Raw genomic sequence first — 24839 nt, forward strand, 5'->3', positions numbered from 1 at the left:
TTTACTAAATGGATGCTTTTTTTTAGAATGATCAGTACTATAGATAGAACAATAGTTGCTATAGAAAATAATTAAACTTATACATTTAAAAGAATATTTGTGGTCATAGTGATCAACAAATAGCAAAGCATAAAATAAGGAGACTCAGCTTGATCACGATTCAGCAAGATGTCTATTCATGGCGTAATGATGACTTTGTTAAACACTTACAGGTTTTGGGATTTGCTCTAATTGCAGTCAGTATTTTATATCTGACCGCTGCAAATTGGTTTATGTTGCCTCAGTTTTTTCAATTAGCAATTCCACAACTCTTCTTGTTACTCAGTACTGTAACAAGTATTTTTTTAGTTCAGCATGATTATTTAGTACAGTGTTTGCATACAATAAGTGGCTTGATGATTGGTTTAAGTTTGGCTGTCATTGGTCAAATTTATCAAACAGGGGCAGATAGTTATTTACTATTTTTAATCTGGTCTATTTTATTACTGCCGTGGTTGTATCGTCCAAATATTGGTGTTTTTACATTGCTCTGTATTGTCAGCCAACTCACCTTATTTTTGTTTTTTAAACAAACATTTTGGGCTGATGAATATCCTGTCACATTTTTATTTAGCTTAAATCTCCTTTCACTATTTCAGTTTTATTTTTGTCTTCGTTGTTATCAAAAGCTGCGTTATCTCTTTGTCTTATGGTTTGGCATTCTTTCAATTTGGCATATGGGGCTATTTTTATATGGTGACAGTAATTTAGCATTCGCCACAGCCATGGTTTTTACATGGATAAACCTTAAGATCGCTTATTTAATTTCTTCATTTTTTCTACTTTCGATTGCGCTACTTTATTTTTATCGAAAAAGAGATCAATTATGCAGTGTGCTTTCAGCAGTAGGTTTAGGGATTACATTTACGCTGGTGATTTTCAAATGGATGAATAGTCTGTTTCGTGAATCCGAAGTGCTCGGATTATTTTCAATTGCACTGGTGGTTTTCGCTTGGTTTGCATTGATTACTTTTTTATTGATTAAGTTTATCCCACAAAACAAATTTAATAATATTCCTATCGCAGTGGGGGCATGGATTGCAGGTGTTTTATTGGCATCATTGATGCTGACATTTTGGGGCAATTTTTCCTTGATCATGGGGGCCATTTTTGTGGTATTGGCTGCCTTTATTTTAAGAAGCAAACAAGCTTTATTTTTAAGACAGTTTGCTTATTGTATATGGGTCGCAGGGCAAAATGCTGTGATTTTCCACACGTTTGAATTAACTGACCAATTCTTTCCAATTTTCTTTATTCAATTTGCCATGCTGTGTCTCAGTTATTTTATTCGCAGCCATTGGTTCTTTATTTTTATCCAACTATTTGCCTTATATTTATCAGGTATTGCGTTGATTTGGGATTTAAACGTTCTGCTTGGATTTAATCGTTTTGTTGAAAACTTTTCATTTCTGCTCTTGCTAAGTTATGGGTTTTATCTGGTAATGATTTGGGTGCATCGTATTCAACCCAGTCAATATCAACGCAGTTTAGCATTGACGAATTTATTGATTATTCTTTCATCTTTGGGTTTTTATACACTATTTGGACAATATGAATTAGAGAAAATTAGATACCTTCCTATTCTCAGCTTGGGGCTGCCTATTTTATGGTTGGCTTTGTTTATGGTGTTGAGGATTCACAATCAATTTAGCTTGATTGCTCAATTGATTTTATTGGCTTTTGCAGCAGTCCTGATATTTTATGGCTATTTTGAAATTTTTATTTGTATCGCCATACTTTCATGGGCATTGCCACAGCACGATAAGATTGTCTATGGTTTTGCTTTAGTGACTTTGGCGTTAACCTTATGGTTTATTTACTACGCGTTGAATGTCAGCTTCCTTGTTAAAAGTCTAAGTATTTTTAGCTCAGGATTAATTTTATTGGTACTGACTTGGGTGCTGCATAAATTCCAATCAAAAGAGGGAGTAAATACATGAAAAAAATCATTCCTCTTTGTCTTGCTTTAAGCTGTATTGTTCTTTTTCTAGGCATCATTTTTAAGAATGAACAGCATCTGAAGAATAGTCAGAGTATATATGTCCACTTACAACCTGTTGATCCACGTTCGTTAATACAAGGTGATTATATGGTGCTGAGTTATCAACTTTACTTTGCACCGCAAAAGCTAAATCAGGGTGATCAGAACAATGTAGATCCAAGTGATAATGATGAAAATCATATCTTTTCAGGGCATTATTTTGATCAAGTGATTGAAAATAAGCCTTCGGTTACGGCTTATGTTGAATTGGATCAACATAAAAAGGTGGCACATACTTATTTTGAAAAGCCTAAAGATGCGCAAACTGTTAAATTGATTTTGAAAAACCCTGATAATCGGCATAGATCACTTTATCCTGCATCCAATAGCTTTTTATTTGCAGAAGGCTTAGCTGAATGTTATCAGCAAGCAACGTATGCTGAGTTTAAGGTGGATCAGCAGGGCAATGCGATTCTTGCATCTTTACGAGGAGAGCATTTACAAGATTTGGGCTGTGAAGCAAAGCGGAGTTGGTTGGACGGTTTTAGTTCTGAAAGAACTGAATAATTGAAGTCTAAATTATTCACTATAACGGATACTTGCTAAGGCAACATCGAATAATATGCATGAAATAAGTGTTTTGAATAAATGGTGGATTAAGTCAGTTTGAATTTAGTCTTATTGGTTTTCATAGCCATAATATGTATGGATAGTCGTTGTGAAAGATAACCAGATCAAATTTTCCCATATGATTATTTTTCTAATATTATTTATTTTTGTTTTATCTACATTTTATTCAGGTCGCTTGAATAAGTCATATTCAAATAGTCCAGAAATAATCAATTTTAGAGGAATTAAAAATAAGTATTTTATCCAATATTCTCCAGAATTTATTCCATCATTGATTAGGCCTGGCAACGCGTCTGCTTCAATACGGATACATCGAGATAATTTGTCTAGTGAAGAAATGACACGGATACAACAACAACTTGTTTCTGATGGCTGGAGAAGAATAAAGGATGAAGGTAGATATTTTTAATATTGTTTAAATAAGACACAAATATTAAATATTGGATCACCTGTCACTTTGAAAAAGAGAAGTGGTGAAATTATTCAGAATGATAAGGTTAACTCATGGATTATTAGTCTGTATTATAATGATAATGGTGTAAATAGCTGTTATTGAAAATAATTAAATGAAATAGACATAAAAAACCCGCAACATTGCGGGTCTTGAATCATCTGCGTGCAATTATGCAACTTGAACAGGGATACAGTTTGCTGTGTGATTTACTGTATTGTCTGGATTTGCATATACAAGACGTGGTTTATGCGCATCTGCTTCAGCATTGGTAAAATCACCAAATGTGGCAATAATCATTAAATCACCAACATCAGCTTGAAGTGCAGCGCCACCATTGACTGAAATGATGCCTGAACCTTCTTCACCACGAATCGCATAGGTTGTAAAGCGCTTACCATTAGTCACGTTCCACATATGAATTTCTTCATATTCACGGATACCAGCTAAATCCAAAAGAATACCGTCGATTGCACAAGAACCTTCATAATGTAATTCTGCTTGTGTAACAACACAACGATGGATTTTTGCTTTTAATAAACGAGATAGCATGATTTGCGTCTCCAGAGTAGCCCTTACAATTGTTATCTTGTGTTGAATCAACAATTTTCAATGGGGGGATGCATTTGAAAGCGCATTTTGCTCTTAAAAATGAATCATGGCAAGAAAAATTGTTGAACAAAGAACATAAAATTTAGGTTTAAATTATGCTTTATAAGCATTGATTTGATTCATTGCTTGCTGAATCTCACCATTAACCAATAATTTTGTTTTGCCTAAAGCATGGTGTATTGCATCATCCATTAAAGTCTGTTCACTGCTTGGTGCTTTACCAAGTACATGTCCTGAAACTTTTTCTTTAGCGCCGGGATGACCAATGCCAATACGTAAGCGATGAAAATTAGAACCAATATGAGGAACAATGTCACGTAGACCATTGTGACCACCATGTCCACCGCCAGTTTTTAAACGAATGACGCCCGGATTCATATCCAGTTCATCATGAGCGATGAGAATTTCTTCTGGTTTAATTTGGTAGAATTTTGCAAAGGGAACAACACTTTGACCAGAAAGGTTCATAAATGTTGTGGGCAATAGTAGACGAACATCTTGTCCTTCAATATTACCACGACCACTGATTCCTTTATATTTTGAATCAGTTTTTAATGTAATACCATATTGTTCTGCAAGGCGTTCGACGAACCAAAAGCCTGCATTATGGCGGGTTTGGGCATATTCAGAACCTGGATTACCCAAACCAATAATCAGTGAAAGTTTACTCACTCATTTACACCATTTAACACTTATGCGCGTTTAAAGTCAGCGTGCATTGGTGTGTTTTTAGCTGGGTGACGTTGTAAAGCTTGGATTTTAACGCTTTCAACTTTACCTTCGATGTTAAGATCAATAACTTCTTCAAAGAAAGAGTTATTTTCTAAAGCTTTAACAAGCTCGCGAAGTTCTAAAGTAACCGCTACAGGTTCAGCAGAACCACCATAGATGATTGCTGGAACTTTATTTTGAAGACGAAGGCGGCGGCTCGAACCTTTCCCTTGAACTGCTTCTTCACGTGCTACTGCATTTAATACGAAGTTTGCCATGATGACATTTCCTCATTGAGTGTAATTGACTGAACTTTCGACCAGCCCAGTGATATAAAGCCCTACCAAAGAGTAGGGCTTTGAAAATTTGGCGCTATTATAGATAAGAATCGAACATTGCGCTAATAGATTCTTCGTTGTTAATACGACGAATTGTTTCAGCAACCATACTTGCTACTGAAACTTGGCGAATCTTACCAAGTTTTAATGCTTCATCTGAAAGTGGAATTGTGTCGGTAACAACCAATTCATCAATTACAGATTTGCTTAAATTTTCGAGTGCTTTACCTGAAAGTACAGGGTGCGTTGCATAAGCAACCACTTTACGAGCACCAAAAGTTTTTAGTGCATCGGCAGCTTTACACAAAGTACCAGCTGTATCAACCATGTCATCAACAATCACACAGTCACGATCACGTACATCACCAATCAAATGCATCACTTGTGATTCATTGGCTTTTTGACGACGTTTATCAATGATTGCAAGGTCGATATCACCCATTTGTTTTGCAACAGCACGTGCACGAACTACACCACCAACGTCAGGTGAAACCACCATCAAGTTATGATGTTGTTGTTGACGTAAGTCAGCAAGCAAAGCAGGTGTACCGTAGATGTTATCTACAGGAATATCAAAGAAACCTTGGATTTGGTCAGCATGCAAGTCGATCATTACAACACGGTCAATACCCACAGTGGTGAGCATGTCTGCTACAACTTTTGCAGTAATTGGAACACGAGTTGAACGAGGACGACGGTCTTGGCGTGCATAACCGAAGTATGGAATTACAGCAGTAATACGACCAGCACTTGCACGACGCAAAGCATCTGCCATTACTAAGATTTCCATAAGGTTATCATTCGTAGGGGCACAAGTGGGCTGTACGATAAACACGTCTTTACCACGCACATTTTCAGTAATTTCGACAGTGATTTCACCATCAGAAAATTTACCTACAGCAGCAGCTCCCAGAGGGATGTGCAAATGGCTAACGACTTTTTGGGCGAATTGTGGATGCGCAGTTCCACTAAAAACGACAAGATTGGGCATGAAGCACCCTTGGCGGTTGGCAGATTTGAATTAGATGGCAGGGGCGGCTGGATTCGAACCAACGGATGCCGAGATCAAAACCCGGTGCCTTACCACTTGGCGACGCCCCTAATGCGGCAGAATTTTAGTGTTTTTGCATGTCTCTGTCAAGGTAAATCAACATTAAATACAAATTACTACGTTCTGTCTTTTTTGAGAAAATGGCAGGGGCGGCTGGATTCGAACCAACGGATGCCGAGATCAAAACCCGGTGCCTTACCACTTGGCGACGCCCCTAATTTGATGTTGTATTTAATGGCAGGGGCGGCTGGATTCGAACCAACGGATGCCGAGATCAAAACCCGGTGCCTTACCACTTGGCGACGCCCCTAAAATACAACGATCTACAGATGAAAAATGATGGCAGGGGCGGCTGGATTCGAACCAACGGATGCCGAGATCAAAACCCGGTGCCTTACCACTTGGCGACGCCCCTATCATTACACTGTAAAATGAGTGAGTGGTGATTCATTCAAACTGTTGACCAAATAGGCTTTGCAGGGTGAATGATTTAAAACATCATCAATCTTCATTTGTTCAGTGACTTCAACAAAAACACAAGCACCTGTACCTGTAAGCTTTGCTGTACCGAACTGATCTAAATACTGCATTGCTTCATCAACTTCAGGATATAAATTTCTTGCCAGTGGCTCAAAATCATTTCTAAAATTGGATGGCTTTAGCTGATAGGCGCAAAATTTAGTAGGCTTCGTATCTCTTGTCAATGTTTTTTGCGAAAAAAGTCGTTGAGTGCTGATAAAACAATCAGGTTTTAACACAATGTATTGTTTTTGATCTAAGTCTATGAATGTTAAGTGTTCACCTATACCTTCTGCCCAAGCATTACGACCATGAACAAAGATTGGAACATCTGCACCCAATTTAACCCCAAGCTCAGCCAGTTGTTCAGTATTTAAACCGCACTGCCAAAGTTGATTGACCACAATCAATGTGGTGGCAGCATTGGAAGAACCACCACCTAGACCTGCACCCATTGGAATATTCTTTTCGATACGAATTTTTAAACCAGTCGGCTGTGTAGCATAAGGTTTTAAAATTTGAATCGCTTTATAGATCAGATTATGTTCCAAATCGACGTTACTCAAACCTTCAAGACTGATTTCTGCTTGAGAATGTTCTGTTTGGATGAATTCTAACCAGTCATACAAATCAATCAGCTGAAAAATACTTTGCAACTCGTGATAGCCATTTTCACGACGACCTGTGATATGCAAAAACAAATTTAATTTTGCTGGAGAGGGAACACGAATCATAGATTTCATTGTCTAAGGTGTAGATTTAGCGGTTTTGAATCACCATTGTAATACGATTTTCCTGACCAGATTCAAGTTGTTGTTTTAAAATCAGCTTATTGGGCAAGCTCGCTTGATTGTTATAACTAAAATCTACAGTCCAGCCATCTTCAATGATTTGAGCAATACGTTGAGTATTATCTCGGGTGATTTGTGCATTTTCAGTGGCAGGGTAAGCTTGAACCCAATCGACAATATGCGTAATAGGTGCAGTCCAGCCTGTGGCTTTTTCAAGCAGCTCTTCTGGTGTTTCAGCCGAAATCGAACCTGTTTTAGCGCTGTTTAGGGTAACTTCTCCAGATTTTCCTTCAATAATAGTTTTGCCAATACCTAAGATCCCATTCAACTGGATGTTAAAATCTTGTTGGTCTTGTGTCCATGTGTAGAACGCACTGCCAGACTGTTTTGGTGTTTTCACCCCAATTTTCCCTTCAAGATTAAATTGATTTGACGGTTTTTGCAGGGGCGTTGTGGCATCTGTCGGTGCTGTAAGCGTTGGTGTGGTTTGTGCTGGCTTGACGACTTGTTGACAACCTGTGAGTGTAAAAGCGGTTACAGCAGTTAGGGTGCAAAAGATCTGTGGAATGTGACGCATACAAGTCATTAACTCTTTTTAATATGTTGCGGTAATATTAATGAATCTAATTGATTTAATTGAGGATCATTTGGATGATTTTGTTTGAGTTGTTGTAACACTTCATTAAATTGAGCTAAGGCACCTTGCATATACAAAGATTTTGCATATCGAATACCAATGTTTACACTATGACTCAAATTATAAGCTTTCGATAAAATGTTCGAGGCGGCATCAAAATCATTTTGCAAGAATGTAATATATCCCAGCGTATCTAAAATCGAGGCCTGATCTGGTGCAGAATCTAAGGCATGTTCAGCATACTTTCGTGCTTCATCTAAACGTCTATTTTGTAGTGCAAGCGTATAGGCATAAGCATTTAAATAAGCAGGATTATTTGGCTCTAAAGTTAAGAGTTGTTTCAATGCTTTATCAAGTAAATCACGATCTTCAAATGGATCAAGAAGCAGTATTTCTGAATAGAGAATTTCAGGATCATCAGGCAAGTTCTTCACTGCTTCAGTGAGTAATCTCAGCGCTGCTTTTTTATTGCCCATGCGTTTTAAAATTTCGGCTTGAGCCTGATATAAGAAACTTGCATGTTGTGGATAATTGACACGTTCTTGGGTTAAAAACCGCAAAGCATCATTCATCTTGTCTTGTCTTTCAAAAATCGAGACCAGATTACGGCGTGAAACCGTATATAAGTTCCCATCAACCAAACGATAATAGGCTTTTGCTGTTTCATCATTTTGCTTTCGTTCAGCATTTACTGCCAAATAAAAATATGCTTCGTTTTGATAACGTGACGAGTAGCGTAACTCCACTAAATACTGTTCAGCTTGATCCAGCTTTTTTAAATCAATCGCAGTTAAACCTGCAATAAATAGGGCTTCTTCAGCATCTGGCCAAGCTTGAATAATCGATTCTAATTTGCTTAAGGCCAATTCAGATTGATGAATCTTGATCAGATATTTGACTTCTGCCAGACGGATATCATAGTTGTACTTGTTTTTACGACTGCTTCGATCATACCAATTTAAAGTCGCTTCTTGGTCACCCAAAGCCTCTAATAAGTTGGCTTTCATCAGAATAAAGCCAGTCACTTTTGAACGTTTTTTTAACGCTTTATTGACGGTTTTTAAGGCTTGTTCGATCTCATCGTTTTGCGCTTCCAAACCGGCAATTAGAATTAAAACAGAAGGGTTGTTTTTTTCTTTACTTGCTCTCAGCGTATTGAGCAGATTTTGACGATCTACTTCTGATTCTGGTGCAATTCCTTCTAAAATCTTTTCTAAATCAGCGTTGGGGTCAATATTGAGAATACTGTCCAGAGTCTCTGCTGCAAGTTCATATTCATGTGATTTGAGCGCGATATGCGCCAAATAAAATTTTGCAGGAACGTCCTCAGGTTCTTGTACAACCCAGTGGGTGGCAATGTCTAAAGCTGCTTTTAAATCGTTTTGTTCAATTGCAACATTCAAGGCACGTTGCTTAATGGTGGTTGAATTACTACGAATTGCGAGCACAGTATAATTGTGTAAAGCAGTTGCAGTATCATTATAAGCCAATGAAAATTCAGCAATAATACTTTGTTTTAATGCATTAGTATTATATTTAGCATGATAAAATTCTCCAGATGCTCTAATATGAGCACTAGAAGCCATGCTACCAACCAGTAAGAATGTGGTAGAATATTGCTTAATTGTCATGCCGCTTAAGCGGTTGTTTATTTGACGCAATTTTTCCGAATCCAAGTATGCTTTTTATGACACCGTTATTGCACAATAGCACAAATTTAGCGAAATGATGATCTGATATGTCTTTCTTTGCATTGGGTGTCAACCATCAAACTGCTTCTGTTGAGCTACGTGAGCAAATCGCTTTTAATCCAGAACGATTAAAAGATTTATTTGCCGTAGAAAGCCTTCGCCAAAATTTGAATGATATGGTGGTGGTGTCAACATGTAACCGCACTGAAGTCTATGCCATGGCTGAAAATGCCGATATGGTATTAAATTGGCTCGCCCAAACCAATGGTATTGATGTAAAGCAATTGTCAAATCATGTATATCGTTATGAAAATACTGATGCAGTTTCGCACTTAATGCGGGTTGCCAGTGGTTTAGATTCGTTGATGCTGGGTGAACCGCAAATTCTTGGGCAGGTTAAAACAGCACTATCAATCGCAAAAGATGCTGAAATCGTCTCGCAAAACCTGAATCAAATATTTGAATATGCTTTTTATGCAGCCAAACGTGTACGTTCTGAAACGGCAGTCGGCAGTCATGCTGTCTCGATGGGATATGCTGTTGCTCAACTCGCATTGCAAGTGTTTAGTAAGCCTGAACAGCTTACAGTCATGGTGGTTGCTGCAGGTGAAATGAACAGCTTGGTGGCAAAACACTTGGCTGAAATGGGCGTTGCAAAAATCCTGATTTGTAATCGAAGCCGTGAACGGGCAGAGAAATTAGCACAAGAAATAGCACATCGTGTTGAAGTAGAAATTATTCCGTTTGATGAACTCACTACTCAGCTTTATCGTGCGGATGTAATTTCCAGTTGTACAGGCAGTTTGCATCAAGTGATTGCTTATGCAGATGTGAAGTTCGCTTTAAAAAAACGTCGTTATCAACAAATGCTTATGGTCGATTTAGCTGTACCTCGTGATATAGATCCAAAAGTTGAAAGTTTGGATGGTGTGTATTTATACGGTGTGGATGATCTACAAAGTGTAATTGATGAAAATTTAGCACAACGACGTCAAGCTGCGGTCGAAGCAGAGGTTATGGTCAATCAACTGGTGACTCAGTTGGTGACACAGCAAAAAGTAAAAGAAGCAGGTGGGACGATTCAACAGTTTCGTGAACACGGTGAAGAACAACGCCAGATGGAGTTGTCGCATGCCTTAGAGCGTATTCAGGCAGGTGAGGATACGCAACATGTACTTGAGGATTTTGCACATCGTTTGACGCAAAAGTTATTGCACCCATCTTCAATTTTGCTACGCCAAGCAGCACAGGATGAAGATCCTTCACATTTTGAATGGATGAAAGAAAATATTCAGGATATTTTTGAACAAGAAAGAAAACCAAAAGCGAAGTGATTATTTTTTAAAACGAATGTGATTTAATGTTTTTGCTTCACCAGCTATTATTGATGTATATACTAGTGCGATCAAATTAGAATAATGAAATTAAGGCAATTAAAATGCTTAAAACTTTATATATATTCATATCATTGTGTTTGTCAGTAGAATGCTTTGCAAAGCCTGTAAAAGACAGTGATGTATTATTGAACCAAGCAATCAAGGATCTACATAGCCTCTCTACTCAGGGTGGAATTATGGGGGTAATTGATTCAGTTGATCGATGCTATAAGAATCCCAAAAAACCTAAACTATATTGCTTTTATCTAGATTACTCAGGGCGGATATTTGATGCACTTATGGTCGAGAGTATAAATGCACACTCAGATTCTAATTACCCTACCAACGCGTTTTTTAGTGATGAAAAATTTCAAAAACGTATATTTATAAACCTATATAAGCCTTATGGCTCCTCAATGGAAGAGGCCAATAGCCATATGAATTTTTTGTATTACAAAATACTTGATAAGCTCAATGAAGCGGTTATAGAAAATTAATGATGTACCAACTTTAAACTAATTTGTTTAGTCAGTTCATTGAGTTGTTTACGTAAATTACGTGATTCACTCAATGAGGTTGGTGCTTTAAGCTTTAATTTTAAATATTTCTCTTGTAAGGCCAAAGAGTAATCTGAAGCCAATTTATCTGCCATTTCAGGCGCCTCAGCCAAAGCCTGAATATTGGTGCGTTGTATGATTTCAGAGAGTTCCAAATGATAAGCACCACATGCACCTAAAATATAATAGGTTGCAAGTTCCTGATCATCTGGTAGATCGTCAAAGACACGATCAAATACTGCTAAGATTTGCGCCAATAATTCATCTGGATGAATCAATGCACGTAATACTTCAAAGTGAATATATAAAAACGGATGTTGCATCAAAATCGCCACAGCAAAGTCTTCATCTTTGGTGCGAATATTAAAAGACAATGAGGCATCTAAGCTGACTTGAGGTTGCCATTTTCGATTAAAACCTAACTTTTCTTTGAAAAACTGTCTTAATAAATAGCGGTAAGAACCTTGTTTAGGCAATAATTCAGTCAGTTGATTGAGTTCAGCCATCACCTGACTTTTACCTTCAGGTGTAGCAACATCATAGTTTTGACTCAATAAAGCAAAGACAAAATCCGATAATAAAGGGGATTGTTGCCATATCCGTTGAAACGTTTCAAAACCTTCCTTGCGAATCAACGAATCTGGGTCATGTTCTTTGGGTAGAACAAAGAATTTAAGTTCACGACCATCATTCAATAAAGGTAGGGCAATTTCTAAGGTTCGACGTGCTGCTTTTTGTCCAGCGGCATCACCATCAAATGCAATCGTAATTTGATTGTTCTGCTTAAATAAAATATTTAAATGATCTGCATTACTGGCCGTACCTAATGTTGCTGTCGCACCAGAAATCCCGTTTTGTTGTAAGGCGATCACATCCATATAACCTTCAACCATGAGCCAATTTTGCGCTCGGTCTTTCCGACCTTCATACAAGCCGTAAAGCAACTGGTTTTTATGAAAGACTTCAGAATCAGGTGAGTTAATATATTTCGGTTTGATTTCGTCATTCAATGCGCGACCACCGAAACCTACAACACGACCTTTGTTGTCTCGAATCGGGAAAATCACCCGATCACGCAACAAATCGAAGTCACGTCCACTATCACTGGTACGAATCAGACCTAGCAGTTTTAAACCTTCAATATCTTGGGGGAAGGCTTTTTCTAAATGTTGCCAATCTTCTGGTGCATAGCCTAAACGCCAATATTGGATTGTTTCGGCGCTTAAACCACGATGTTTAAAATAATTTTGCGCCACTTTACTGTTTGGTAATTGCCGTTCATAAAATTGTGCAATATTTTCTAACAGATCATAAAGGTTGCCATCTTGAGGGATCTGATCAAAACCCACTGAGTCAAACTGGGTTGGATCGAAATGCTCAGGATCTGGATATTGGCTAAAGGCTTCAAAAGGATCAATTTCAAGTGGCTGAACAGAATCTGTTTTTTGCTCAGCAGGTTTAGAATCTAATACTTTATCTTCTACAGTCTTCACCGCTGGTTTAGGTTTGGATACTTCGCGTTTATAAGACAGTTTTTTATTGTCATGATTGTCTTTGGGAAGTTCGACACCTGCATGGCTGGAGAGTTCTTTCATGACATCGACAAAATTTCGATTATCAATATCCATTAAGAAGCGAATGGCATTGCCATTTGCCTGACAGCCAAAGCAGTGATAATACTGTTTATCACGGTAGACATGAAAAGAGGGTGACTTTTCCTGATGAAAAGGGCAACAACCTGAATAGGTGCGACCAGTTTTTTTCAATTTCACACGTTGACCAATCAGATCGACAATATCTGTGCGATCCAAAATTTGATCTATCGTGTGTTGAGGAATAGCCATAAATTTAATGTCATGTATCGTTTAAACCAATTTAAAGTTTAACGTAGTTTTGAGTCTAAAAATATCTATGAATAAAAAAGACGGGTAAAAACCCGTCTTGATTTGTCGCAATCAATATTTATTTACGTTGTCCATCATACAAACTTTCATCTGCACGTGCTGGCTCTTTAGACACTTCACGATTTGGATGATCAAGTAAGCCAAAACTCACTTTATTTAACAAGCTTGATTTTTGTTCTGCTTGATCAGACGTTTCAGAACCCGCATCTTTTGATACTTCTGCTTTATCACCACGACCTAAAATACCTAATGTTGCACGGTTCCACCAGCTCGCTTCTTTACGTGCTGCGCGTATATTCACTTCGCCATTGGATTTAACGAGGTTCGGGTAGTTTTGCTTAAGCACGCCAATGTACTGTTGTGAGGTTTCTTTATCGCCCAACTTGTCATAACCATACGCCATTGTTGCTAAGGCTTCAGGAACTTGAGGTGTTTGAGGATAGTGTTCAATCACCCATTGTGAACGTTCAATCGCAGCCAAATACGCTTTACGTTTAATATTGAAACGTGCAGTATTCATTTCACTTTCAGCCAATTCTTGGCCAATGTATTTCATTCGTTGTGCAGCATCAACTGAATATTGGCTTGAAGGATAGCGACGAATTAAGTCGACAAAATTTTGATAGGCAATTTTTAAATAACCTACATCACGATGTGCTTGTTTTAATGAGGTATAGCGAAGCAAGCTGTCATAATTTTGCTCCATATTGGCTACACCACGGACATAGTAGGCATAATCTAAATTCGGATGTTGAGGATTTAAACGAATAAAACGATCTGCCAGTGCAATTGTGCCTTCATAATCTTTTTGCTTAAATTTTGTGTAAAGCAATTCAAGCTGAGCTTGTTGTGCATATTGCCCAGTCGGGAAATAGGTATCCATTGCTTCTAACGCTTTTGCAGCATCGCCATATTGCCCACGGTCTAATGATTTTATCGCATTATTGTAATAAGTCTGCTCATTTGATTTCGGGCCTGTATCAACAACATCCTTCTTCGGATTGCTGCTACAGCCGACAAATGCAGTTGCTAAGCCTACAGTTAAAGCAAGCATTGTGACTTTATAACGTGGTAGCGACATAAAAATTCCTCTGTTTATACGGGCAATAGGCTACAATTGCGCTATTAAACCACTTTTGTCCGAATGAGCAAATGACTTCAGCACACTCTTCTAATTCTAATTTCCCAGAAAATGATTTCAATTTACTTGAAGATTCTGAGGATGCAGATAATCATAATTCTGCGCCGACTGCAACACGTTTATCGTTGCAATTTCAACTGGATGAAAGCTATTTAGGGCAACGTATTGACCAAGTCGCAGCACTGGTTTGGAACGAGTTTTCTCGTGAAAAACTCAAGCAGTGGATGAAAGAAGGTCATTTGTTGGTAAATGGTAACATTGTCAAGCCTAAGTATAAATGCGAAGGCAATGAACTTCTATGTTTAGATGTTGAATTGGAAGCACAAACGTCGGCACAACCTGAAAATATCCCTTTAAACATTGTTTATGAAGATGACGATATTATGGTCATCAATAAACCTGTTGGTATGGTTGTTCATCCTGGTGCGGGTAATCCAAATGGTACTTTGGTGAACGCCTTGCTTTATCATTACCCAAAATCTGCTGAATTAACTCGTGCAGGTTTAGTACATCGTATTGATAAAGACACCAGCGGTTTATTGGTTGTTGCTAAAAATTTGGAAGCGCAATTTTCTTTAAGTAAACAATTGGCTAAAAAAACAGTTTACCGTGTATATGACTTGATTTGTTATGGTCATATTATTGCAGGTGGAACGATTGATGAACCGATTAAACGTCATCCTGTAGATCGTGTAAAAATGGCTATTTTACCAGGTGGTCGTGATGCGGTGACGCATTATAATGTTAAAGAACGTTTTCAACATTTCACCCGTGTACAAGCGCAACTTGAAACAGGGCGCACTCATCAAATCCGTATTCATTTCACCTATATTGGTTATCCATTGGTGGGTGATCCAGTCTATGTTAGCCGAGTTAAAGTTCCAGCAGGTGCTTCTGAAAAGTTGAGCAGTGCATTGCGTAACTTTAAACGCCAAGCTTTACATGCCTCTAAATTAGGCCTAGTTCACCCACGTACACAAGAAGAAATGATGTTTGAAGCACCATGGTCAGATGATTTCGTTGAGTTGGTTGAAGTTTTACGCTCTGAAAACAAAGCCTATTAATTGATTTACATGATAAAACTGCTCAATGAGAGCAGTTTTATACAATGATTTAGTTACCACAAGGATCTTTTGTTCCTGTAGGAAAAGTATTGGTAAATTTTGATTTATCCGTGACTAATTCTAATGACATGGTTTTATTTAGGTATGGAGAGTTGGCTTCAAAACCCTCAAAATTGACTTGTGGGGCTACTGTGAAATCTTTAGGTTTCGACAGTAAAGTTGCGACATAACCTAAGTTGTTTTTATTTACAATCAGTCCAATTTGATTGGTATTTTGATTAAAGTAAATACCAATATTTTGTTGTGGCATGCCCTCAATCGGTATTCCATAACCATAAAGAGTTTCTGTTTGTTTAGTGTCTGGATGAGTTGAAGCTATTAGTATAAATACTACATTCTTTTTATTATCTTGAGAGCTTAATGCTGTGTTATTGGCATAGGTGATGAATATTGAATGCATATTCTTATCTTTGTCTTGGACAAATATTCCATAATTTTTAGTTTCTTTTCTATCGTTTGTTAATTCAGTTGGAATAATTTCTGTATTGAATTCAAGTCCAATAACGCCTGATTGAGGTAATGTTAATCCTCCTTCAGTAATCGTATTATTCGTCATTTCCAATGTACTATGATTCGCAGAATACGTGATTGGACTTGTTGTATTTAGAATTTTATATGAAACTTTTTGACCTGATACCGTAGGAAATTTTTGTGCTACAGGATTGTATTGATCAGATAAAAAACCGTCTAAATCATAACGACAGAGTGCAAATCCTTGCGTGCTGATAACACTCAAACTCAATAAAACAGCAAGCTTTAATTTTTTCATGGTTTGTCCTTATTTTTAAGTTTTAATTAATATTAATGAATTTGATTAAAAAAACAACACTATATTAAGTTGAAATGTTTAGTTTTGTTAATCAACAAAATGGACTAGAAGATTGGTTTTGGATTGAGTAAATTTGCTATAGTTATTGAGTCGTGAAAATGATTTGAAGAGGAAATGAGTCATATGCTATTTGTTCAAGGATTACCTCAAGGTGTATATGCAGGTCAGACTCATATATATCATCCAAAGGCTTTGCCATCTGTACAGCCTGAGCTTGAAGGTTTTAATTTGGCTTTGCATGTAAATGACGATCCTCAACGGGTACAACAACACCGTATGATTTTATTGGATGAATTTGCCGAATTGGGTGTTAGTAAAATTACATGGATGACGCAAACCCACAGCACAATATGTCATACCATCAATGAAGAAATGACTTTTAGCGCATTGGAGGGTGATGGTTTGGTCACACAGACTCAGGGGCATGCCTTGATGATGATGACCGCTGATTGCCTACCCGTTGTTTTAGGTAATGCCGCAGGTACTGAGGTTGCCAACCTACATGCAGGTTGGCGCGGTTTAGCAGGGGGAATAATTGAAAGTACCATTGCCAATATGAAATCCCCACCTACTTGGGCTTGGTTGGGTGCAGCAATTAGCCAGCCTTGTTTTGAAATTGGCGCGGAAGTGAAAGCTGCTTTTTGTTCTAAATATGCTGAACTAGACACTGCATTTATAGAGAGTGAGCAAGCAGGTAAGCACTATGCGGATTTGTATGCGATTGCACGTTATATTCTTAAACAACATGGAGTGAATACGATTACAGGAGGAGATCAGTGTTCTTATCGTCAAGATCAGGATTTCTATTCTTATCGTCGTCATGCAAAAACAGGGCGTATGGCTACTTTTGTATTTATTTGGAACTAAATCTTTATTTTTAAATAGATTTATCGTTTTTTTAAGCGTTATGTCATAGGTTTTCTAAACATTACAAGAATTGTTTAAAAATGAATTGGTGTTAAACTTGACCAAATTTGTTTGTTTTCAATTGATATGTCTTTATCTGCTAAATCTATCGCGATCGTTTACCACAGTCCATTTGGTCATACTGCAAAAGTTGCGAATTATATTGCACAAGGTGCAGAGAAGATCGGTGTAACTGTTCATCAAATGGATATTGAGCATATTGATTGGGATATTTTAGATCAAGCGAATGCCATAATTTTTGGCTCACCGACCTATATGGGAAGTGTTACAGGTCCATTTAAAATGTTTATGGACTCTACATCTAAACGTTGGAAAAATCGTGATTGGCAGGGCAAACTAGCTGCCGCATTTACCAACTCAGGTGGTTTAAGTGGCGATAAGTTATCTGTACTGCAACAGATTAATATCTTTGCAATGCAGCATGGCATGTTATGGTCTGGACTCCCTTTAATGCCTACAGGTGTTAAACCCACAGATTTAAACCGTATGGCGGGTTATTTGGGATTAATGACACAATCAGATAATGCACCTGTTGAAATTACACCACCCTCTGGTGACTTGCAAACCGCAACATGGTTTGGAGAGTATATTGCGTTACTATTAAATAAAATTACCCCGTAGTTGTTCAGTGGTATTCTATAAAAGAATGAAAAATAGAATAAATAAAAACTTTTATAATAGGCTTCTTTGATAAGCCATTTTTAAACTATAGATCAATATTAAAGCCCCTTATCCTAGCCTTCTCCCAGCGGGAGAAGCAATTTTAAATACCAGTATGATTCAATCAATATGATCATTTTTTGCATTTATGAAAAGGTATTATGCACTGGTGGCTTATGATCTGCTTTGGACGGATTATTGTGGTATTGTTAAGTAAAAATATACAATTGTTAAAATTAGTTACATAAAGTAATATAAGCAAAAAATCCTTTAGAATCATTGTAAGAACGATATTAATTTTATAAAAATTATAAAATATAAATATTTACGACGAAGTGTTATTTTCTTTACTTAATACTTAGTATATTTTTTATCCATAATAAGATCTGAGAAGATGGTATGGATATCAAAAAAAATCGAGAGATTGATAAGAAAATCATTAAAATTGCAAAACTAGCTTTCATTTGTACTGGATTGTTTTCTTCAATCAATGGTTTTGCAAGCACTTTACATTCTGAGAGTTTAATTCAATTAAATGATTCTGAACTTTCGGATGTGAGTGGTCAGGCACTGATGAGCTTGAGTTATATTGCCCCAAATGACTCAATCAATAACATGCAAGGACAAGATGTTGGATTCTATAAACTTGGATTGGAAGCAGAACTTGACCTAAATGCTAACATTAAAAAATTACAGCTCGGTTGTGGTGGGGTAAACGGGGCAGGCGGTTGCGACATTGATATTGATAATTTAAGCCTTTCAGGTATAGCTGATACACGTGAAGGACGTGTGGGTTCAAGTGCAAAATTAACCAATCCCTTTGTAGAGTTTGCGATAAAAAATCCCAATTCTGTGTCAACACGAGAAGTGGTTGGTCTACGTTTAAGTGCTGAAAAAGTCCTAGGCTTGTTAACCACAGGAATAGAGAACTCTGATCTACCTAATGGAATAAATAGTTTAAGTGGGGCTATAAAAATTAAGGCGACTACAGGAACGGCATCCACTGCTCCAAGAGCAATGACATTTAATGATACAGATATGCCTATCCGAGGTAATATCAAAATGAGTTTTCTTCCAACAGTTAGTTTTGCAACAAACAACTATAATCTAGGACTACAATCTGCTGGTGCTACATTAGAGATCAATGCAAAAACGCTATATGGTAATCGTATGAATAGTGCACTTTTGACTGGGAAAGCTAAAATTGATGAACTATTTTTTAGGGGTACAATTAGACCAATTCTTGCAGGATTTGATTTATCATTTTTACAATTAAATGCGAGTGGGAGTATAACTGGATTAACTGCAGATTTAGATATTAACCAAAGCTTAGGATATATTCATAACTTAGAATTGAATAATCCATTTTCATTATCATTACAACAACAATCTGTGTGGTGGCCAAATGCTGAAATTGCGGCGCAAAGAGGATGGTGGTTAGCCATAGAAGATGAGATTGATATTGGTAAAGTCATACCTAAAAATCAGATTGAAGTGAACAATGACATATTGAAACAAGTTATACCAAGTTTAAATACCTATCTGGGTAAACGTGAAAACACTGTGATATGTCCAAGTATATTTGGTTGTGTTCTTAATGAAGTTGCGATTGGCAGAATTAATTTATCAGGAACAAATCCACTGTACTTCCCAATTAAGGATTTACCCTTAGCAACTCAAGGCTTTGCACCTAATTGCTATGGCAATCTAAAATTCTGTTAGACCTTTAAGACTAAAGGAAGCCTCCTGATGGAGGTTTTTTCTTATATAGGATTGAGCTTTATCACTGTGCCAATCATCACGACTTGCAATAACTCACTCAAGTGACTTGAAAAGCACACGAGGTACTGAAAAGTAGATTGTATGACTATTAAGTATAAATATATAATAATTAAAATTAGTTACATAAGAAAATATAAATAAAAAGTCTTTAGAATCATTGATAAAGTAATCTTATTTGCATAATTGTTATAGTATTGAGATATTTAATTCACTTTTCTATTTGCTTTATTTGTATTTTAGTATATTTTTTATTCATAATAAAATGAGATAAGCTGATATGGATATCAACTATAATAGGATGATTGATAAGAAAATCATTAAAGTCATAAAAAATGTCGTAATTTATGCTGGATTGTTTTCTTCAATGCAATGTTTTGCAAATTCTCTATACTTGGAGAGTTTGACTCTATTGAATGACTCTGAGCTTTCCGATGTTCATGGTCAGGCACTGATGAGCTTGGGTTATATTGCGCCAAATGACTCAGTCAATAAGATGCAGGGGCAAGGTGTTGGTTTTTATAAACTTGGACTAGAGGCCGAGCTTGAATTGAATGCCAACATTAAAAAGTTACAGCTCGGTTGTGGTGGGGTAAACGGGGCTGGCGGTTGCGACATTGATATTGATAATCTGAGTCTTTCAGGTTTGGCTGATACGCGTGAAGGGCGTGTGGGTTCAAGTGCAAAATTAACCAATCCATTTGTAGAATTTGCGATAAAAAATCCCAATTCTGCTTCAACAAGAGAGGTGGTTGGCCTACGTTTAAGTGCTGAAAAAGTTTTGGGAATGTTGACAGCAGGTACTGAAAACTCAGACACACCGAACGGTATTAACTCTCTCAGTGGCTTTTTAAAGACGAAAGCAACTACAGGAATGGGATATACAAATAGTCGTGGAATGAGTTATGCAGATACCCAAATGCCTGTGACTGGAAATGTGGATATATGTGTTTTTCTATTTTGTGGGCGATTACCGCTTTCTTCAAATGATTACAATTTAAATTTGGAGAGTACAACAGCGCCAATTCAAATTGATGCTACGACTATAAATGGTAAACGACAAACGAATGTCAATTTAACAGGTAAAGCTAATATTGATCGGTTGAATTTTGGAGGACGTCTAAAGGCTGGGGTGAGGGTTCCTCTACTCGGGACTTTAAACTTAGAAAAACAAGTAAACGGTAATATTACTGGGCTGATGGCCAATTTGTCCATTAGTCAAAATCTAGGTTATATCCATAAAATTCCATTAAATAATCCTTTTTCATTATCTCTACAAAGTCAAAATGTATGGTGGCCAAATGCAGAAGTAACTGCTCAAAGAGGCTGGTGGATGGCATTTGAAGATCCTGTCGACATTGGGAATGTTACACCATCAAAACGTATTGATATTACTAATGATGTATTAAGACAAGTGATCGGTCCATTAAGTACGGCTTTGTCAACGACCGCAGTACCATCTTGTCAAGCTTTGGATTGTCTATTTGGTAGTTCATTAGAAATTGGAAATATTAATTTACCTAATACATCAGTAAACTTCCCATTAAAAGATCTACAACTTAAAAATCAAGACTTTGCTCCAAACTGCTATGGCTCGTTAAAATTCTGTTAAAGGTTTGCTAAAAGAAAAAAACCTCCATTTCGGAGGTTTTTCGTATATCAAACAGATTATTTATGCATGATTCGTGATTTATCACGTTGCCAATCGCGATCTTTTTCAGTGGCACGTTTGTCATGTAACTGTTTACCTTTTACCAAAGCAATCTCAAGTTTAGCCAAATGACCTTTCCAGTAACACGCCAAAGGTACGCAGGTATAGCCTTTTTGATTGACAGCACCAAGTAACTTTTCAAGCTCACGGCGCGATAGCAACAGTTTACGGGTACGTGTCGCTTCAGGGACTACGTGAGTAGATGCTGAAAGTAAAGGTTGAATTTGAGCACCGAAGAGAAATGCTTCATTATTTTTAAAGGTGATATAGCTTTCAGTAATGGTCATTCGCCCAGCACGTAATGACTTGACTTCCCAACCTTGTAACGAAAGCCCAGCTTCAAATTTTTCTTCAATAAAATAATCGTGGCGTGCACGTTTATTTTGTGCAATCGTCCCACTATTATTTTTTTTAACGACAATGTTTTTCGACATAATACAAATATTCCAAGAATAGCCTTATTTTGCCTCAAACTTGGCTTCAGGTGAAGTCATTTCACAATTAAAGCCAAAGCTAAATCAAAAGAGGTTATTCGCTAATATTTAAGTTTTTGTTAAACTATAGCCCTACATAACAAACTAGAGTACAAATGGATGTCTAAAACTCGTGTCATCTATCCAGGAACTTTTGATCCAATTACCAATGGCCATGTTGATTTAGTCGCACGTGCTTCACGAATGTTTGATGAAGTTGTGGTCGCAATTGCAATTGGGCATCATAAAAATCCAGTCTTTAGTTTGGAAGAGCGTGTAGAGTTAGCAAAGATATCACTCAAACATTTACCCAATGTTGAGTTTGTCGGTTTTGATGGGTTATTGGTAAATTTTGCACGTGAACAACATGCTACAGCAGTGTTACGTGGCTTAAGAGCTGTTTCAGATTTTGAATATGAATTTCAGCTTGCGAATATGAATCGTCAGCTTGATCATGATTTTGAAACAGTATTTTTAACACCATCAGAGCAATTTTCATTTATTTCTTCGACGATGGTTCGAGAAATAGCACGATTGAAAGGCGATGTGGCAAAGTTTGTTCCTCAATGCGTTGTCGAAGCCTTCCATCGTAAACATCAACAAGGTTGGTAGCGTGTCTTTAATTATCACTGATGAATGTATCAATTGTGATGTATGCGAGCCTGTATGTCCAAATGATGCCATTTTTATGGGGGAGGAGATCTATGAAATCCATCCTAACCTATGTACAGAATGCGTCGGGCATTTTGATCAGCCACAGTGTGCGCTTTTCTGTCCAGTCGACTGTATTCCGCTCGATCCGAACCATGTAGAGAGCCAAGACGACTTGATGGAAAAGTATAAAAAACTAATTGCTCAAAAAAGCGCAAGCAATTAGCCGAGAAATTTGTTAGGATACGCCCCGAAGTGAGCCAGACGATCGCTGCTGTGGAGATCTCCGTGATTGAAGCAGGGGAGGAAAGTCCGGGCTTCATAGGGCAAGGTGCCAGGTAACGCCTGGGCGGTGTGAACCGACGGAAAGTGCAGCAGAGAGTAGACCGCCTTCAATATCGTTTCTTTTCGGAGAAATGGAAGGTAAGGGTGAAAGGGTGCGGTAAGAGCGCACCGCATGGCTGGTAACAGTTCATGGCATGGTAAACCCCACCGGAAGCAAGACCAAATAGGGATCCTATAGGCATGGCCCATGCTGGATCCGGGTAGGTCGCTTGAGCGTATGAGTGATCATGCGCCTAGAGGAATGATCGTTCTAGACAGAACCCGGCTTATCGGCTCACTTCGATGAATTTTATTTTAATTAGTGCTTGACGTAACATTGTTTACAGCAGATAATGCGCGCACAGTTTTAGGCTATGTAGCTCAGTTGGTTAGAGCACCGCACTCATAATGCGGGGGTCACAGGTTCAAGTCCCGTCATAGCCACCATTTTTATAGACCACGTTTCCAAAAACGTGGTCTTTTTTTATCTACAAGATTTAAACTTTAACAGCGAGACTTGGTCTTGTTTAAAAACCAAGGTTCATCCCTGTACTATCCCCAATATAACTTAAACTAATTTTAGGCGTCTTTTTATAATCATAAAGCGTTGTTTTTGATAATTTAGCCAAGCCAAATTGATAAGAAAAGTTAAATTGCACCTGATTGATGTTGTATTGCGTTAACACCTCAGCGTGTTGTTGATTAATCTTTTCTAGCAATGTTTCAGCACGATCAAGGTCATCGAGATAATCTGGCTGATTCACATTTAAAATTAAAACCTGATTTGTGGATTCAGCCTCTCCAATGAAGGTATGGCGACTTTCAACTTGAGCATTTTTAATGTCATCAGAGATCAAACTAAAATTATTGGCTGACATTGTTTTGCTTTGGGAATAATTCCATAAATTGACAGAAAAAATCACAATGGTTAACAGCGCAATGATGTAGTAATGAATGTTCCATACAGATTGGCGTGGAATATTGGATTGAGCGTTTCTGAGGATTTGAGTTTCACTGAGTAGATCGTGCAGAGATTGTTGGCTATTTCCATTAAAAATAGCCAAGTAGAAACAGGCAAAGACGATACTTTGAAAAAATGCCACAAGCAGACTGAGTAAAAAATGCTGAGTTGAATATGTTTGTAAATAACCTGCAAAGCAAAATGGAATAATAAAGATACTTGATCTAACCAGAGAATGCATAAATGGAATTGAAGCACCATTTAAGTCTTTTACTCTAATTTTACCCAGGATTTTCCCAATGGTTTTACCATTACCTATCTGGCTGTTAAAAGCAGCAAAATAAAATAGACAGAGGAGCGTGCCTATACATTGGAAAATAAAAGGAGAACTTTCAAAATATGGGTAGAGTATTTTGCCCGTCACTAAACAGGCTACGCCGACGGTAATACAGTCGATGATAAATGCGAATATTCGAGGAAATATAGGGGCGGCTTTTTGAGTTTCAGTAGTAATTTTAGACATGGTGTTGGTTTAATTAAGTTTATGAAAATATTAATAATTAATGTAAATTTAATATATTATAAGTTTTTTAATGAAAAATGACCAGAAAAATATAGTTGAGCTATCACGCTTTTTAGCAAGATGTATTGAACTTTGCGTTATTTTTAAATTGGCGATTTATAGATGATTTATAAATTTTAGGCATAAAAAAACCAGCTTATCGCTGGGTTCTTTATTGCACCATTTTAATAAGACTTAAAATGGTGCCCGAGGCCAGACTCGAACTGGCACGCTTTGTGGGCGGGGGATTTTAAATCCCCTGTGTCTACCGATTTCACCACTCGGGCATGTGCGCAATAATAAAGGACAGTTTTTCTCTTGGCAAGCGTATTTATGTCGATTTGCTTTCTTTTCAATCAATTCATGTGCTTATGTTTGAAAATAAAGCATTTTAAGCCGTTGAATGGGT

23 protein-coding genes, 6 tRNA genes and 1 other RNA gene are annotated in these 24839 nt (G+C 37.4%); 13 read left to right on the plus strand and 17 right to left on the minus strand.

The genetic code is table 11. The annotated features are described in order from the left end of the window. Positions 1-149 precede the first annotated feature (149 nt). On the plus strand, positions 150-1979 hold the full coding sequence (locus FHR28_RS18795; protein WP_166783269.1) for a DUF2157 domain-containing protein: 1830 nt from the start codon (positions 150-152) through the stop codon (positions 1977-1979). Continuing rightward, the gene (locus tag FHR28_RS18800; protein WP_004722508.1) at positions 1976-2587 is read left to right on the plus strand and encodes a GDYXXLXY domain-containing protein; all 612 of its coding nucleotides are present in this window, start codon (positions 1976-1978) and stop codon (positions 2585-2587) included. The genes FHR28_RS18795 and FHR28_RS18800 overlap by 4 nt, the downstream gene beginning before the upstream one ends. Before the next feature lie 685 nt (positions 2588-3272). Here FHR28_RS18800 and panD read toward each other — a convergent pair. From panD to FHR28_RS18855, 11 genes are all read right to left on the minus strand, one after another. Further along, on the minus strand, positions 3273-3653 hold the full coding sequence (gene panD / locus FHR28_RS18805; protein WP_004722504.1) for an aspartate 1-decarboxylase: 381 nt from the start codon (positions 3651-3653) through the stop codon (positions 3273-3275). Positions 3654-3806: 153 nt separating this feature from the next. Next, on the minus strand, positions 3807-4385 hold the full coding sequence (gene pth / locus FHR28_RS18810; RefSeq protein ID WP_004722502.1) for an aminoacyl-tRNA hydrolase: 579 nt from the start codon (positions 4383-4385) through the stop codon (positions 3807-3809). Positions 4386-4405: 20 nt separating this feature from the next. Continuing rightward, positions 4406-4702, minus strand: a complete 297-nt coding sequence (rplY, locus tag FHR28_RS18815) for a 50S ribosomal protein L25 (RefSeq protein WP_004722499.1) — start codon at positions 4700-4702, stop codon at positions 4406-4408. A 97-nt stretch (positions 4703-4799) separates the two neighbouring features. Beyond that, positions 4800-5753 (minus strand): ribose-phosphate pyrophosphokinase, encoded by a 954-nt coding sequence (locus FHR28_RS18820; RefSeq protein WP_004722497.1) that lies wholly within the window; start codon positions 5751-5753, stop codon positions 4800-4802. A 35-nt stretch (positions 5754-5788) separates the two neighbouring features. Continuing rightward, a tRNA-Gln gene (locus tag FHR28_RS18825) sits at positions 5789-5863 on the minus strand. Positions 5864-5954: 91 nt separating this feature from the next. After that, positions 5955-6029: transfer RNA gene (locus tag FHR28_RS18830), tRNA-Gln, on the minus strand. A gap of 19 nt (positions 6030-6048) precedes the next feature. Next, positions 6049-6123: transfer RNA gene (locus FHR28_RS18835), tRNA-Gln, on the minus strand. Positions 6124-6153: 30 nt separating this feature from the next. Continuing rightward, positions 6154-6228: transfer RNA gene (locus tag FHR28_RS18840), tRNA-Gln, on the minus strand. Between the two features lie 4 nt (positions 6229-6232). Next, positions 6233-7066 carry a 4-(cytidine 5'-diphospho)-2-C-methyl-D-erythritol kinase gene (gene ispE, locus FHR28_RS18845; RefSeq protein WP_016539189.1) on the minus strand — a complete coding sequence of 278 codons (834 nt, stop codon included), beginning with the start codon at positions 7064-7066 and terminating at the stop codon, positions 6233-6235. Positions 7067-7091: 25 nt separating this feature from the next. Further along, entirely contained in the window at positions 7092-7700 is a 609-nt protein-coding gene (gene lolB, locus FHR28_RS18850; RefSeq protein WP_004722492.1) for a lipoprotein insertase outer membrane protein LolB, read from the minus strand. 8 nt (positions 7701-7708) lie between these two features. After that, positions 7709-9391 carry a tetratricopeptide repeat protein gene (locus FHR28_RS18855; protein WP_004819617.1) on the minus strand — a complete coding sequence of 561 codons (1683 nt, stop codon included), beginning with the start codon at positions 9389-9391 and terminating at the stop codon, positions 7709-7711. A 107-nt stretch (positions 9392-9498) separates the two neighbouring features. On the opposite strand from FHR28_RS18855, the gene hemA reads away from it, so the two are divergent. Both hemA and FHR28_RS18865 read left to right on the plus strand, forming a co-directional pair. Next, positions 9499-10785 (plus strand): glutamyl-tRNA reductase, encoded by a 1287-nt coding sequence (hemA, locus tag FHR28_RS18860; protein WP_056514355.1) that lies wholly within the window; start codon positions 9499-9501, stop codon positions 10783-10785. A gap of 104 nt (positions 10786-10889) precedes the next feature. Further along, positions 10890-11324: a hypothetical protein gene (locus FHR28_RS18865; RefSeq protein ID WP_166783270.1), complete on the plus strand. Its 435-nt coding sequence runs from the start codon at positions 10890-10892 to the stop codon at positions 11322-11324. On the opposite strand, the gene FHR28_RS18870 is transcribed toward FHR28_RS18865, so the two are convergent. Together FHR28_RS18870 and FHR28_RS18875 are read right to left on the minus strand one after the other, a co-directional pair. Further along, entirely contained in the window at positions 11321-13228 is a 1908-nt protein-coding gene (locus FHR28_RS18870) for a DNA primase (protein ID WP_166783271.1), read from the minus strand. The two genes, FHR28_RS18865 and FHR28_RS18870, sit on opposite strands and share 4 nt — an antisense overlap. A gap of 118 nt (positions 13229-13346) precedes the next feature. Beyond that, entirely contained in the window at positions 13347-14369 is a 1023-nt protein-coding gene (locus tag FHR28_RS18875; protein ID WP_166783272.1) for an outer membrane protein assembly factor BamD, read from the minus strand. A gap of 71 nt (positions 14370-14440) precedes the next feature. Here FHR28_RS18875 and rluD point away from each other — a divergent pair, with 71 nt between their 5' ends. Next, the gene (gene rluD, locus FHR28_RS18880) at positions 14441-15493 is read left to right on the plus strand and encodes a 23S rRNA pseudouridine(1911/1915/1917) synthase RluD (RefSeq protein ID WP_004722483.1); all 1053 of its coding nucleotides are present in this window, start codon (positions 14441-14443) and stop codon (positions 15491-15493) included. Positions 15494-15542: 49 nt separating this feature from the next. Here the strand turns inward: rluD and FHR28_RS18885 are convergent, their stop codons facing one another. Then, on the minus strand, positions 15543-16322 hold the full coding sequence (locus FHR28_RS18885; protein WP_105713100.1) for a DUF4882 family protein: 780 nt from the start codon (positions 16320-16322) through the stop codon (positions 15543-15545). A gap of 183 nt (positions 16323-16505) precedes the next feature. Between FHR28_RS18885 and pgeF the strand changes: the two genes are divergently transcribed. From pgeF to FHR28_RS18905, 4 genes are all read left to right on the plus strand, one after another. Further along, positions 16506-17249, plus strand: coding sequence for a peptidoglycan editing factor PgeF (pgeF, locus tag FHR28_RS18890; RefSeq protein WP_166783273.1), 744 nt, complete (start codon positions 16506-16508; stop codon positions 17247-17249). A gap of 126 nt (positions 17250-17375) precedes the next feature. Further along, entirely contained in the window at positions 17376-17930 is a 555-nt protein-coding gene (locus tag FHR28_RS18895) for a flavodoxin family protein (RefSeq protein WP_004722480.1), read from the plus strand. A gap of 438 nt (positions 17931-18368) precedes the next feature. Further along, complete coding sequence (locus tag FHR28_RS18900) at positions 18369-19691, plus strand: hypothetical protein (protein WP_166783274.1); 1323 nt, start codon at positions 18369-18371, stop codon at positions 19689-19691. Positions 19692-20028: 337 nt separating this feature from the next. After that, the gene (locus FHR28_RS18905) at positions 20029-21360 is read left to right on the plus strand and encodes a hypothetical protein (RefSeq protein ID WP_166783275.1); all 1332 of its coding nucleotides are present in this window, start codon (positions 20029-20031) and stop codon (positions 21358-21360) included. A gap of 56 nt (positions 21361-21416) precedes the next feature. Here the strand turns inward: FHR28_RS18905 and smpB are convergent, their stop codons facing one another. Further along, positions 21417-21893, minus strand: coding sequence for an SsrA-binding protein SmpB (gene smpB / locus FHR28_RS18910; protein ID WP_004722477.1), 477 nt, complete (start codon positions 21891-21893; stop codon positions 21417-21419). A 159-nt stretch (positions 21894-22052) separates the two neighbouring features. Between smpB and coaD the strand changes: the two genes are divergently transcribed. From coaD to FHR28_RS18930, 4 genes are all read left to right on the plus strand, one after another. Further along, positions 22053-22544, plus strand: coding sequence for a pantetheine-phosphate adenylyltransferase (gene coaD, locus FHR28_RS18915; RefSeq protein WP_004722475.1), 492 nt, complete (start codon positions 22053-22055; stop codon positions 22542-22544). 1 nt (position 22545) lies between these two features. Next, on the plus strand, positions 22546-22809 hold the full coding sequence (locus FHR28_RS18920) for a YfhL family 4Fe-4S dicluster ferredoxin (RefSeq protein WP_004722473.1): 264 nt from the start codon (positions 22546-22548) through the stop codon (positions 22807-22809). A 26-nt stretch (positions 22810-22835) separates the two neighbouring features. Beyond that, an RNA gene (gene rnpB / locus FHR28_RS18925) (RNase P RNA component class A) lies at positions 22836-23213 on the plus strand. Between the two features lie 64 nt (positions 23214-23277). Next, positions 23278-23354: transfer RNA gene (locus tag FHR28_RS18930), tRNA-Met, on the plus strand. An 80-nt stretch (positions 23355-23434) separates the two neighbouring features. Here FHR28_RS18930 and FHR28_RS18935 read toward each other — a convergent pair. Both FHR28_RS18935 and FHR28_RS18940 read right to left on the minus strand, forming a co-directional pair. Then, positions 23435-24391, minus strand: coding sequence for an RDD family protein (locus tag FHR28_RS18935; protein ID WP_166783276.1), 957 nt, complete (start codon positions 24389-24391; stop codon positions 23435-23437). A 240-nt stretch (positions 24392-24631) separates the two neighbouring features. Beyond that, positions 24632-24717 (minus strand) — tRNA-Leu (locus tag FHR28_RS18940). Positions 24718-24839 lie beyond the last annotated feature (122 nt).

The organism is Acinetobacter sp. BIGb0196 (assembly GCF_011759595.1).
Lineage (GTDB): Bacteria > Pseudomonadota > Gammaproteobacteria > Pseudomonadales > Moraxellaceae > Acinetobacter > Acinetobacter guillouiae.